The sequence below is a fragment of the Candidatus Sulfotelmatobacter sp. genome, assembly GCA_036500765.1.
Taxonomy (GTDB): domain Bacteria; phylum Acidobacteriota; class Terriglobia; order Terriglobales; family Acidobacteriaceae; genus Sulfotelmatobacter.
The window spans coordinates 202065-214762 of sequence record DASYBM010000002.1; the positions used below are offsets into that span (position 1 = coordinate 202065).

Annotated in this window: 10 protein-coding genes; 6 read left to right on the forward strand and 4 right to left on the reverse strand. The window is 57.0% G+C overall.

Going from position 1 to position 12698, the window contains the following annotated elements; translation table 11 throughout:
- Positions 1-34 precede the first annotated feature (34 nt).
- Complete coding sequence (locus VGM18_02065; protein ID HEY3971756.1) at positions 35-583, forward strand: sigma-70 family RNA polymerase sigma factor; 549 nt, start codon at positions 35-37, stop codon at positions 581-583.
- On the forward strand, positions 576-2123 hold the full coding sequence (locus VGM18_02070) for a VOC family protein (GenBank protein HEY3971757.1): 1548 nt from the start codon (positions 576-578) through the stop codon (positions 2121-2123). Before VGM18_02065 ends, VGM18_02070 begins: the two co-directional genes overlap by 8 nt.
- Before the next feature lie 112 nt (positions 2124-2235).
- On the opposite strand, the gene VGM18_02075 is transcribed toward VGM18_02070, so the two are convergent.
- From VGM18_02075 to VGM18_02085, 3 genes are all read right to left on the reverse strand, one after another.
- The gene (locus VGM18_02075; protein ID HEY3971758.1) at positions 2236-3180 is read right to left on the reverse strand and encodes a sigma 54-interacting transcriptional regulator; all 945 of its coding nucleotides are present in this window, start codon (positions 3178-3180) and stop codon (positions 2236-2238) included.
- A 126-nt stretch (positions 3181-3306) separates the two neighbouring features.
- Complete coding sequence (locus tag VGM18_02080) at positions 3307-3681, reverse strand: response regulator (GenBank protein HEY3971759.1); 375 nt, start codon at positions 3679-3681, stop codon at positions 3307-3309.
- A 288-nt stretch (positions 3682-3969) separates the two neighbouring features.
- On the reverse strand, positions 3970-5397 hold the full coding sequence (locus VGM18_02085) for a helix-turn-helix domain-containing protein (protein ID HEY3971760.1): 1428 nt from the start codon (positions 5395-5397) through the stop codon (positions 3970-3972).
- 73 nt (positions 5398-5470) lie between these two features.
- Here VGM18_02085 and thrS point away from each other — a divergent pair, with 73 nt between their 5' ends.
- Positions 5471-7420, forward strand: a complete 1950-nt coding sequence (gene thrS / locus VGM18_02090; GenBank protein HEY3971761.1) for a threonine--tRNA ligase — start codon at positions 5471-5473, stop codon at positions 7418-7420.
- A 30-nt stretch (positions 7421-7450) separates the two neighbouring features.
- Here the strand turns inward: thrS and VGM18_02095 are convergent, their stop codons facing one another.
- Positions 7451-7783: a type II toxin-antitoxin system PemK/MazF family toxin gene (locus tag VGM18_02095; GenBank protein ID HEY3971762.1), complete on the reverse strand. Its 333-nt coding sequence runs from the start codon at positions 7781-7783 to the stop codon at positions 7451-7453.
- A 370-nt stretch (positions 7784-8153) separates the two neighbouring features.
- Between VGM18_02095 and tilS the strand changes: the two genes are divergently transcribed.
- The 3 genes from tilS to ftsH all read left to right on the forward strand — a co-directional run bounded on the left by tilS (position 8154) and on the right by ftsH (position 12620).
- Positions 8154-9851, forward strand: coding sequence for a tRNA lysidine(34) synthetase TilS (tilS, locus tag VGM18_02100; GenBank protein ID HEY3971763.1), 1698 nt, complete (start codon positions 8154-8156; stop codon positions 9849-9851).
- Between the two features lie 120 nt (positions 9852-9971).
- Positions 9972-10541, forward strand: coding sequence for a phosphoribosyltransferase family protein (locus VGM18_02105; GenBank protein ID HEY3971764.1), 570 nt, complete (start codon positions 9972-9974; stop codon positions 10539-10541).
- A 168-nt stretch (positions 10542-10709) separates the two neighbouring features.
- Positions 10710-12620: an ATP-dependent zinc metalloprotease FtsH gene (ftsH, locus tag VGM18_02110; protein ID HEY3971765.1), complete on the forward strand. Its 1911-nt coding sequence runs from the start codon at positions 10710-10712 to the stop codon at positions 12618-12620.
- Positions 12621-12698: the final 78 nt, after the last annotated feature.

Sequence of the window (12698 nt, forward strand, 5' to 3'; positions counted from 1 at the left end):
TTACCCTTACGTAAGACAAACCGCGGAGAATTCGTTGAAGGCTCTTAAGAAAGAAGCGGACGAGCGGCTTCTGGTCGAGGCTGCGCAGCAGGACCCCGCCCGCTTTGCCGAGCTTTACGAAATCAACTTTGAGCGCGTGTACGCCTACGTTTGCAAGCGGGTGGGAAACCGCACGGAAACCGAAGACCTGACGGCGGAGACGTTTCATCAGGCGCTGGCGAATTTGAAGCGGTTCGAATGGCGAGGGATTCCGTTTGCGGCGTGGTTATTCCGGATTGCAGCGAATTTGATTTCCGATCGTTGGCAGCGATCGGGTCGCGAGGTGGCGGACGATGCCGGTCATATCGAGTCGGCGGCGGTGAGTCCGGCGGAGATTGAAGAAGTTGAGCGGCGAGCCACCTTATTTCGCCTGGTGGACACGCTTCCGGCCGAGCAGCGGAACGTGGTAGTGCTGCGATTTGTGGAACAGAAAAGCATTAAAGAAGTGGCGAAGGAGATTTGTAAGACTGAGGGTGCGGTGAAGCAGCTACAGTTTCGCGCGCTGACCAGTTTGCGCGCGCGCATGGAGGGTGCCGATGCCTAAGCGCTCTCTGAATCCGGGAAGTGGCGACAGCAAGCGGGTCGAAAAGAAAAAGATCGACCAGCTGAACAAAGCGGTCGAGACGATGCTGTCTCGGGCCGACGGCAAGGCTCCGAAGGTAGACGCGGGCATCGCGCCCCTGGTGCGCATCGCGGCGGAATTGCGCAATCTGCCGAATGCACGTTTCAAGGCACGATTGATGTCCGAACTAAAGCAGTCCGACTTAAGAAAATCTGAATTCGGAGGAAGAAATCGTATGTCTACCGTAGCCGAACCCGTTACTGCCGTCCGCACCACTGCGTCGCCACGGCTGGCGTTCCGAGATCCAGCCAAAGCGATTGAGTTCTACAAGAAGGCCCTGGGCGCGAAGGAGGTTTTCCGTTTCGAAGTCGGAGGGGATATCCCGCACGCTGAATTGAAGATCGGCGACTCGTCCATCAACGTGACTGGAGAATGGCCTGAAGGCGGCCGCTTCAGCGCCGAAACCCTGGGCCACTCTCCCATCTCGCTCGTGATCAACATTCCAGACGTGGATGCGTTCGCCGAGCGCGCGACCGCCGCCGGGATGAAAATTGTCCTTCCTCCTAAAGACCAGTTTTACGGCCACCGCGACGTGACTATGGCCGATCCGTTCGGCTACACCTGGAATGCATTTACGGTGACCGAAGAAATGTCGGTTGAAGAGATGCGTCGCCGGATGAAGGGCCTGCACGAAGGACCTGAAGGCGGACAGATGCCTGCGCAAGGCGAAGCGCGAAAGGGCGTGAACCCGGTTCCGCGCGGCTTCCGCAGGGTCACACCGTATCTGGTCGCCCAGGATGGCCCGGCGCTGCTCGACTTCGCTAAGCAAGCGCTCGGCGCGGAAGAGATGATGCGGGCGATGACCGGAACCGGAGTGCACGGCGAAGTCCGCATCGGCGATTCCATGCTGATGATCGGCGGGGGCATTCCGGGCGTAGAGTTTCCCGCAACGCTTCATCCTAATGCGCTGCACGTTTACGTCAAAGATGTGGATGCGGTCTACAAGAGCGCGCTGGCGGCGGGGGCGACGAAGCTGCAAGAACCGGCGGACCAGGAGTATGGCGAACGTTCGGGCAGCGTGAAGGACCGGGCGGGCAATCACTGGTACCTGGCCACGCGCTTGAAGGGAAACTACAAGTGGGAAGGCGCCCCTGACGTGCAGCCGTATTTGCATCCGCTGCGCGCCGAGCCGGTAATCAACTTCCTGAAGCGCGCCTTCGAAGCCGAGGAGGTCGGGCCGCGCCATGCGTCACCCGACGGCGTGGTACACCACATGATGTTCAAGATCGGCGATTCGTTCATGGAGATGGGCGAGGCGCAGGGACCGTACCAGCCTCTGAAGGCGATGTTCTATCTCTACGTACCCGATTGCGATGCGCTCTATCGCCGCGCGCTCGCGGCGGGAGCGAAATCCCTCCACGAGCCCACCGATCAGCCCTACGGCGACCGCAACTCGGCAGTGACGGACGCGTTCGGGAACACGTGGTACATCGCGACGCACGTGAAAGACGTGAATATGTAAAGTCGATGGCGATGATCAGTCCCACCCAACGGAATACGTTGGGTGGAACCGCCATGAAAGTTGGGCTAAGGCATGTCGTATGCCGGCTGGCCAGCGCTCCAAAGCCAAAACATCAATCCTGGTAATCCTTGGGAGTGATGGCTAACCGCTGCATAATCGATTGCAGCGTTGTCCGCTTCAATCCCAGGCGCACAGCCGCGCCCCGAGGTCCGGAGATCACTCCACCGGTTTCCCGCAGTACTTTGATAATGTACTCGCGTCGCACCGACCTCAAGCTGGTGGGTTCTCTATCCAAGGCAGAGAACCCGCCTAACTCCTCGATCGGCGCACTGAGTACAGAACTATCGCTCAGTATCACGGAGCGTTCAATGAAGTGCTCGAGTTCCCTTACATTTCCGGGCCATTTCCACTTCGTTATAGCATTCATCTGTTCGTCGGGAATGGTTTCGATCTTCCTGTTCATTTGCCGCGAAAACTTCTTCACAAAATGCTTTACGAGAAGTGGAATATCTTCGGGGCGTTCGCGCAGGGCGGGTATGCGGATGGGGAATACGCTCAGACGATAAAACAGGTCGCTGCGAAAACGTTCCTGGGCAGCTCTTTTTGCTAAATCCCAGTTGGTGGCGGCAATCAGTCGTACATCCACGTGAATGGTGCGCGTGGCCCCGAGGCGTTCGAACTCCCGATCCTGCAAGACGCGGAGTAGCTTGGGCTGGAGTTCCAGTGGAAGATCTCCAATCTCATCCAGGAAAAGAGTTCCGTTGTTGGCTAATTCGAGGCGGCCGATCTTCCGGTTGACGGCGTGGGTGAAAGCTCCCTTCTCATAGCCGAACAATTCACTTTCGAGCAGGCCGGCGGGGAGAGCCGCACAATTAAGCTTTATGAAGCTTGCGGCTTTGCGCAAACTCATCCGGTGAATCGCCTGGGCGATTAGCTCCTTGCCGGTTCCCGTTTCTCCGAGGATCAAAACGGTCGAGTCGGTCGTGGCGACCTTTTGCGCATCAGTTAGTACCCGGTGCAGCGCGGGGCTTTCGCCCACAATTTCTTCGAAACTCATGGGTGGCCTCGTTCGGCCTTCCTCCCCTCGTCGAGAGCAATTTTTTGGCTGGCTATCGCTGTCTTCGTTTTCCTCGCCGAGTATCTGGCCGCGCTTTCTTTGCAGAATATGGAACGCCGCTGTGGCTCATTTCTTCGTATCGCTGGCTCCGGGTCTCAACGCTGAGGCAAGCTCTCGTATGAAGGCGCTCTCCCCATCGGGCTTCCGCAGGATGTCCAGCGCACCCGAACGCAGCGCCTCTTCCCGAGCTTTCAGATCTTTGGTGGAAGTGATGAAAATCATGGGAATGTACCGGCCGGAGGAAGCCAGATGGCTCTGGAGTTGACGACCTCCCATCCCCGAGATGTGTGCATCCACAACAATGCACCTCGCGTCCCGCATACGACCCGAACTGATAAATTCGCCGGAGGATCTGAAATACACGGCTTCCAGCGCCAGCGCTTTCACCAGCGGCTCGAGCCTGGAACGGACCGATTGGTCCACGCCGATTACTGCGATCATGGAGGTCTTATCCAAGCCTGCCTGCTGCGTTTGCATACACTTATTTCGCCAAAGGATGGGGAAACTTGTCTTGGACAAACAGGCCGTGCAGGGTATGTTCTTGCTAAATTGTTAGTTTTCTAAGATCTGGTGGATCGAATAGCCGGGGGAAAGGAGTCAACATCCGGCTGGCTTGCAGAGGTAGGATCGGGGCTTTCTTCGCTCTAGGTTTCTGGAATAATCTCTGGAACAATCGAAGAGAGCTGGAAACCGGGAGCCTTTGCCGTCATTCGCGTGGAAAACGCCAACTCAATTATTTTTACCATTGTGCCGTCGCGCCAAGCCAGGAGAGATGCCAGTCAGTCTTCGAAAGTGGCGCGTAAAGTGACTTTGATCTGCGAAGCCTGACGCATTCGCAATTTCCGACAGTGAAAGATCTGTGGTGCGTAACAGTTCCTTGGCGCGCTCGACCCGTCTTCGCACGATATAACTGTGAGGCGATACTCCAACCGATTGTCGAAACTCACGAGCAAAATGATGAACTGACAACTGCGCGATTCCGGCCAGCACTTCGAGAGCTATATTTTCCTGCAAATGGGAATCGATGTATTCGCGGATGCGATTGGCAGTCGCGGGTGAGAGGCCCCCGTAGTTCTTCGGAGTAATTGGGGCCGGCAGGTTTGCCAGCATGTCGATCCTTGGCCGAAAATGAATCAACGCCTCCGTCTGAGACCACCAGCCCGCAACCGGACGCGTGATCAAGACGTTCCACGGCTCAATAGTTCCCGTATTGAGATCATTAGCTCCTGTTTTAAGTAGACGAGCCGGAATATCTCGCATCCATTTGGCGCGAAAAAGCGAGGGATTGTACTCGAATACGGACGATAGAGCCTTACCTCTGTTCAATGCTTCATCGTTGAGACCCAGGAGACGGCGAGCCATCTGATCCGCGCCCAGGATTCGTTGGTCATTGTCCACCGCGAGCAGCACAGCGGAATCGGTGACTCCGCTAGGCGCGGCGGCGACGTTCCACGCGGACCGAAAATGTTCGCGAAACATGCGTTCCTCGATTCCGCGAGCGGATACTTTTGTGGCAGCCATGACTAGAGAAAGCGACTGCTCGCTAGTCTTCGGGTCCATCGAGGAAGTATCGAGGACCGCGGTTAGTCTGCCGAGAGGATCGAAAATCGGGGCGCCAGCACAGCTCAGTTCGGTATGCCGAGTCCGAAAATGTTGACCTCGATGCACCATCTCAGGGCGCTGCTCGGCAATGCAGGTTCCAATGCCGTTGGTCCCTTCAACTTCCTCCGACCAGACTCCACCCAGCCAGATTCCCCAATATTTGAAAGCTTCAGCCTTGGACTCATCCCCGCGGTGGTGAATCGCGACGCCGTCCCGGTTGCATAACAGGACGACATAGTCTTGTGGTCCAACGATGGCGTAAAGCCGATCGATTTCGTCCTGAGCATGGAAAATAAGATTGTGCAGGGGCTCTGTTGAAACTTTGATTTCATTCTCTGTGATGATTTCGGGGGCGAGGGAATTGTTGGGATCAAGATGATTCGCGGTCAGACAACGGCGCCAGGAATCGGCTACATCCTCGGTACCAGGAATCATCTGGCCTTCGCGAACGACGTAGTCGATGCAATCGACGTGTAACGGTCCAAGGCAATCGACGTAGGACAGTTCTTCCGAGGAGGAACCCACGCGGTTCCCCGCGGCATCGGCCAAACTCACGTTGACCTCCCTGATACCGTTCTCTAAACTAAAGGATTCGATATCCTTGCTGAAAGATTCAGAATACATCCAAATGGCTGAAAGCATTCATGTGAAGCTCCCGGATGGGAGCGTGAAAGAAGTTCCCAAGGGCACGACTGCGCTCGAGATTGCGAAGTCGATTAGTCCGCGGCTGGCGGATGCGGCGCTGGCGGCCAAAACCAACGGCGATCTCATCGATCTGACCCGGCCTCTGGAGAAAGATACCGATCTGCGCCTGCTCACCGAAAAAGATCCCGAGGCGCTGGAAGTGTTTCGGCATTCGTCGGCGCATCTGCTGGCGGCGGCGGTGCTCGAACTTTTTCCTGAGACCAAGCTCGGCCACGGACCTGCAACGGAATCCGGATTCTTCTACGACTTCTACCGGCCGACTCCATTCACGCCGGAAGATCTGGAAAAGATCGAAAAGAAGATGCAGGAACTGGTGCAGCAGAACCTGCCTTATGCGCGCGAGTTTCTGCCTCGCGACCAAGGGCTGGCCGAATTCAAAAAAGAAGGCGACTTCATGAAATGCCATTTCATCGAGCAATTCACCAGGCCCGATGAAAAGATTTCTATTTATCGCACCGGCAAGTTCACCGACTTCTGCCGCGGGCCGCACATTCCGTCGACGGGAAAGATCAAGGCGTTCAAGCTGTTTAACATTGCCGGCGCGTACTGGCTGGGGGACGAGAAGAATCAGCAGTTGCAGCGCATTTACGGGACTTCGTTTTATTCCAAGAAAGATCTCGACGAATATTTGAAGCACCTCGAAGAGACCAAGAAGCGCGACCATCGCGTGATTGGGCAGCAGCTTGATTTGTTTTCGATTCAGGAGCTGGCCGGGCCGGGCCTGATTTTCTGGCATCCCAAGGGCGGGATTATTCGCAAAGAGATGGAAGACTGGATGCGCGAGCAGTATTTGAAGCGCGGTTATTCACTGGTCTACACGCCGCATGTGGCGCGGCGGCAGCTGTTCTATACGTCAGGGCATGAGGGTTATTACTCGCAGAATATGTTTTCCGCCATGGAACTCGACGACGCCGAATACCGGCTGAAGCCGATGAACTGTCCGGGACACATCCTGATTTACAAAGATTCGCTGAAATCGTATCGCGACCTGCCGGTGCGGCTGGGCGAACTGGGAACGGTGTATCGCTACGAGCGTTCCGGCGTGATGCACGGGTTGTTACGGGTTCGAGGTTTTACCCAAGATGATTCGCACATTTTCTGCGCTCCGGAGCAGACGGAAGATGAGGTTGGCAACTGTCTCGATTTTGCGCTTGATGTGTTGAAGGATTACGGCTTCGAGAAATATCAGACCGAGCTTTCCACGTGGAATCCGGAGGACCGCAAGAATTTTGTGGGCAGCGAAGAACAATGGATCCATGCGACGCAATCGCTCGAGACGGTGCTTAAGAAACGGAATATCGAATACAAAACTATTCCGGGGGAAGCGGCGTTTTACGGGCCGAAGATTGACATTAAGCTGGTGGACGCGCTCGGCCGGCTCTGGCAGCTTTCGACAGTGCAGGTGGACTTCAATTTGCCGCAGCGATTCGGCCTGGAATATGTGGCCGAAGATGGATCGCGCAAGCAGCCGGTGATGGTGCATCGCGCGCTGTACGGCTCGATCGAGCGCTTCTTCGGCGTGTTGATCGAGCACTACGCGGGCGCGTTTCCGGTATGGCTATCGCCGGTGCAGGCGGTGATGATCCCCATCAGCGAACGTCATGCGGAGTATGCGCACAAAGTCGCAGCGCAGCTGAAAGCGATCGGCGTGCGCGTCGAGGTCGACGCCCGCAACGAAAAGATGAATGCCAAGATCCGCGAACACGCGATGCAGAAAGTGCCGTTCTTACTTGTGGTCGGTGATAAAGAGGCCGAGGCGGGGAAGGTGAACGTGCGGACGCGCGGGAAAGAGAAGACCGAGGACATGGCGGCGGCGGAGTTCGTGGAGAAGATTCGGAAGCTGATTGCGGAGAAGAGCGCGGGGGGCGATTGAGCGTTCAGCCGCTCGCCCACTACTCAAGTATTAACTGAGATCGCAGCCGAGGGAGAATCTCAAGGCAGCGCAGATTTCGATCATTCTCAACGACCTGAGCTGAGCGACGCGCTTTCCCAGGCGCTCCTGAGAAACCGTGATCGCATTGTGCAAGTTCACCGCGCAAGGCGCCTTCATGCCGTCCTCCTCATCCAGTACTACTTCAGACGGGACGCCACGAATCGAGGAGGTAATCGGGGCGACGGTGACGGTCGACAAATACCCGATTGCACTACCACGAGTAAGAACGACCACGGGTCTTTTCTTGTCAGGCGGAGCAAACTGAAAGAGGCGAATATCCCCTCGCGCTATTCTTGCGGCCATGCCGCCTCCGCTTCCCATGCAATCGTTTCCTCTCGCGACTGAGGCTTTCGCAAGTAACCGTGGCGGTCACATTCTTCTCTGTCGCGGATTTCAAGTCTACGAAGGTGCTCTCGCAATGCATCCCGCACCAATGCTGAACGATTGCTGCGCGCGCGCCGCGCAGCCTGATCGGCTGCCTGCAAAAGCCTCTTGTCGAGAACGATCTGGACGATTTCCATATATGTGGAGTTTACTCCACATGCAATTCCACATCAAGCCACGAACCATTTCAGCGAAGAAAAGCTCCACGTTGGATTAGCAATTGAGAAGGATCGCGCGGGAACGGCCGAGGGCGCTGTCCCCACATAAATCACTGCTGTACCATGTTTCCGTGCATACCCTGGCGGAACGCGTGCTTTCCCACATTCGCCGGCAGGAATTGCTGGGGGCTGGGGATCGCGTGGGAGTGGCGGTTTCCGGTGGGATCGACTCAGTTGCGCTCTTGCGGTTACTGTGGGAGTTGCGGGACGAACTCGGGATTGTGCTTTCCGTCGTTCATTTCAATCATCGGCTGCGTGGAGCGGAGTCGGATGCGGATGAGGAGTTTGTCGCGAATCTGGCGCGGGCATACGATCTGGAGTTTTATTCCGATAGCGACGATGTGGCGCAGCAAGCGGCGGAGGAGCATGTCAGCGTGGAGGCGGCTGCACGGGAGTTGCGATATGGATTCTTCCGCAGCCTGCTTGGCGAGGACGGCGGCCCTCAGGGGCTACAGCCCGGCGGTGACGTGAACACCTCTCTACGCGGCCCTGAAGGGCCGCTCTTCCACGAACTCGATAAAATCGCGACCGGGCACACTCTCGACGATCAGGCTGAGACTGTGCTCATGCGGATGATTCGCGGGACGGGGCCGCGAGGGCTAGGCGGGATTCATCCTCGGCTTTTCGTGGAAGACGACGACGGAGAAATTTCCGGCGAGATCGTTCGGCCGCTGCTTGCGATTCGCCATCGAGAACTGGAGCAATATCTTAAGGACATCGGGCAACCGTGGCGGGAAGATTCCACCAACACAGACGAGCGGTTCACGCGCAATCGCGTGCGCCAACGGCTCGTCCCGCTGCTGGAGCGGGAATTTAATCCTTCCGTCGCTGAGAATCTGGCTGAGTTGGCTGAGATTGCGCGCGGGGAAGAGGACTACTGGGAGAACGAAATCTCGGGCTGGCTGGGGACGATCGTGCAATGGGCGCCGCCGGACTGGGCGCGGGATGCGGCGAGCGAGGCGGGCGCAACTCGCGGTGCATTAAAACAGAATCTCGTTCAGATCGAACTGTCGGGCAATCCGTCGACGGGAAACGAGCCGCCGCTGTCTTTCTCAATCGATTCCGGGTCAACGGATACCGATCTGCAAGCGCGCATTGACGGTGCCCCGTGGTTGGCCGCGAACGCGTCGGTGAGCCGGATGTGGTTTCTTGGTGAGCCGCTTGCCGTGCAGCGCAGGCTGGCGAAGGCGATTGGCGAACGCGCTGGAATTCCGTTGGAATTCAAGCATGTGGAAGAGATCCTGCGCCTGGCCTCTGACGGCGGCGCCCACGGGGAATTGTCGCTGCCGCTTGGATGGAAGATGGTTTTAGAACCTGCGATGATGATTTTCCAGACTCCGGATTTGCGCAATCCTGCGCCTTCGCGCGATTACGAATATGAACTTCCGATTCCCAGTCGAATCATTGTTGGCGAATCAGGCTCATGGATTGAGGTACGATGTGTTTCAGAGGCAGGGCAAGCGGCGTATAATCCTGATCACCTCCTGGATGCGGATTCCTTGCCTGAACCGTTAAGAGTGCGGAACTGGCGTCCCGGAGACCGATACTGGCCGGCCCATACCAAGTCCCCCAAGAAGATCAAGGAACTGCTGCAGGAGCGTCGCGTAGCGCAGCAGGAACGTCGATCGTGGCCGGTGGTCGTGGGTGGCGATGAGATCGTGTGGATGCGCGGCTTTCCAGTACCGGCAAAATTTCGAGCGAAGCCAGGCAGAGACGCAATTGCGATCATAGACGAGCCCTTCGCCGCCCGGCACGCGAATGAAGATTGAAAAGGCATGATTGAACGGGCAGGTTTCGGCACAAAGATTAAGCAGAAAGATTAACCAGAAAAAGATTAACCAGAAAAGCCTAAGCTGAAACAAACGCCGCGCCGGGAGGCGCGCAACTTCATGAACGCTCTTAATCAGGCGAGCCCGCGAATCGAGCCCCTTCGCCCGGTCATAACTACCGAGCAGATTCAGAAGCGCGTCAAGGAGCTGGGCCGACAAATTTCCGACGACTATAAAGGCCAAACTGTCCAGATGTTGGCCGTGCTGGAAAACGCGTTCATGTTTCAGGCGGATTTAGTGCGCGCGCTGGACGTGCCGGTCGTGTGCCAGTTCATCAAGCCGCGTTACACGCGGCCGGAAAGTGGCGCGGTTCATGATGTGATGGAGATTTTTTTCAGCCACGAGCCGGACATTCGCGGGCAACATATTCTCCTCGTCGAAGGGTTGGTGCATTCGGGAGTGACCAGCGAGTTTCTGATGAGCGACCTGCGGTCGCGGGGCGCGGCTTCAGTCAAACTGGTGACGCTGCTCGACCGGCAGGCGGCGCGCCGGGTTCCGCTACAGCCCGATTATTTCGGATTCCTGGTCGATGAAACATTTCTGGTTGGATATGGATTGGGCCAGGCTGAGCAAACCAGCCGCAATCTGCCCTATCTAGCGGCGGCAAGCTCAAGAGCCCCTATGACTTAAGTTATGCAAGAGCGGACGCGCCTTTTTGCGTGGGACAAGGTAGAATAGGCCTTAAAGGATTTCACTGGATTTCACAATCGAAAGTACGCGCTTGGGCATCTAATCCGCTGTAGGAGCCTCGGGGGTTGGTCCACTCAACTTCCCGTGTTGCATTCAGGAGTCTTCTAGGTGAATTCAACTGTAAAGACCGTGCTGTTCTGGTTGCTGATTGGGATTTCAGCGTTGTTACTCTACACCGTTGTAAGAAGCGCCCAAAACAGCCAGAAAGACAAAGAACCGAACGCCACGCAGTTCATGGCCGATGTCGACCAGAACACGGTGCGCGAGCTCACCGTCAACGGAATGGAAGTCCGCGGCAAGTATCGCGATGGCTCTGCGTTTCACACCATTCTCGAGACGAATTACTTTACTCCGGAAGTGCTGAAGGACCTGAAAGCAAAGGGCGTCAATGTCAGCTTCCGCGATGCGAATAGCTCGAGCCTGCCGTTGCAGCTGTTGGGCACCTGGGCTCCTCTGATTTTGCTGGGAGCGCTCTGGTTCTTCATGATCCGGCAGATGCAAACCGGCGGTAACAAGGCGCTGTCGTTTGGCAAGAGCCGGGCGCGCCTGCTCTCCATGCAGCAAAAGAAAGTCACGTTCAAAGACGTCGCCGGTGTGGATGAAGCCAAAGAGGAATTGCGCGAGATTATTGAATTTCTCCGCGAGGCCCAGAAATTCCAGAAACTGGGCGGACGCATTCCAAAAGGCGTGCTCCTGGTTGGTTCTCCGGGAACCGGCAAGACGCTGCTGGCCCGTGCGGTTGCGGGCGAAGCCAATGTTCCTTTCTTCTCGATCTCGGGCTCCGATTTTGTGGAGATGTTCGTCGGCGTCGGAGCGAGCCGAGTGCGCGACTTGTTTGAGCAGGGCAAGAAAAATGCTCCGTGCATTATTTTCATCGACGAAATCGACGCGGTCGGGCGCCATCGCGGTGCTGGCCTGGGTGGTGGACACGACGAGCGCGAGCAGACTTTGAATCAGTTACTGGTCGAGATGGACGGTTTCGAATCGAACGAAGGCGTCATTCTGATGGCCGCGACGAACCGGCCGGATGTCCTCGATCCCGCGCTGCTGCGGCCCGGTCGCTTTGACCGGCGTGTAGTGGTGAATCGTCCCGACGTTCGGGGACGCGAAGAGATTCTGCGCGTCCACACTCGTAAGATCCCGATGGCGGAGGACGTGGATCTTTCCGTGCTCGCCCGTGGCACGCCTGGATTCTCCGGCGCGGATCTGGCCAACATGGTGAACGAGGCGGCGCTGGCGGCCGCGCGGCAGAATCGCAAAGCCGTCCTACAATATGACTTCGAACTCGCCAAGGATAAGGTCCTGATGGGTGTGGAGCGCAAGTCCTTGCTGCTTACGGCGGAAGAAAAAAAGAACACGGCATATCACGAGGCGGGCCATGCTTTAGTCGGTGTGATGGTTCCCAACTCCGATCCTGTGCACAAGGTCACGATCATTCCCCGCGGCATGTCGCTGGGTCTGACTCAATATCTCCCCATCGACGACCGCCACAGCTATTACCGCGACTATCTGCAAGCCCGGCTCGCCATCCTGATGGGTGGGCGTGTGGCGGAGGAGCTGTTTCTGAATCAAGTGTCCACGGGGGCGGGCAACGACATTGAGCGGGCTACGGATCTGGCTCGTCAAATGGTCTGCGAGTGGGGCATGAGCGATCTTGGACCTCTGACCTTCGGCAAGAAAGAAGAGCAAATCTTCCTGGGCCGAGAAATCGCGCAGCACCGCGATTACAGCGAGGATACGGCCATCAAGATCGATCAGGAAGTGCGCAAGCTGGTCACGTCCGGCTACAATACCGCGAAGCAGATCATCTCGGATCATCGGGACGTTCTTGAGCGTATCGCCAGGGCATTAATCGAACGCGAAGTCCTCGACGCCACCGAACTCAAAATGGTTGTTGACGGGCAGAATCTGCCGCCGGTGCCACCACTGCCCTCAAAAGATGACGGCGTGCAGCAGGTGTTGAAGCCCGATCCCGGTCGCGTTCCGTCGAAGGGCGGCGAGCGTCCCGCAACGGCGTAAGGACAAATTCATTCGCTTTTCGCAAGGGCGGCTCAAGGGCCGCCCTGTTATTTTGCAGCGGTTTCTCGTAGCGCAGGC

What these genes read in the sequence shown, in the direction of transcription:
- VGM18_02095 (HEY3971762.1), bottom strand. Translation starts at nt 7,783, where the DNA reads ATGGCCGCAAGAATAGCGCGAGGGGATATTCGCCTCTTTCAGTTTGCT.
- VGM18_02080 (HEY3971759.1), bottom strand. Translation starts at nt 3,681, where the DNA reads ATGATCGCAGTAATCGGCGTGGACCAATCGGTCCGTTCCAGGCTCGAG.
- thrS (HEY3971761.1), top strand. Translation starts at nt 5,471, where the DNA reads ATGGCTGAAAGCATTCATGTGAAGCTCCCGGATGGGAGCGTGAAAGAA.
- VGM18_02105 (HEY3971764.1), top strand. Translation starts at nt 9,972, where the DNA reads ATGAACGCTCTTAATCAGGCGAGCCCGCGAATCGAGCCCCTTCGCCCG.
- VGM18_02075 (HEY3971758.1), bottom strand. Translation starts at nt 3,180, where the DNA reads ATGAGTTTCGAAGAAATTGTGGGCGAAAGCCCCGCGCTGCACCGGGTA.
- VGM18_02070 (HEY3971757.1), top strand. Translation starts at nt 576, where the DNA reads ATGCCTAAGCGCTCTCTGAATCCGGGAAGTGGCGACAGCAAGCGGGTC.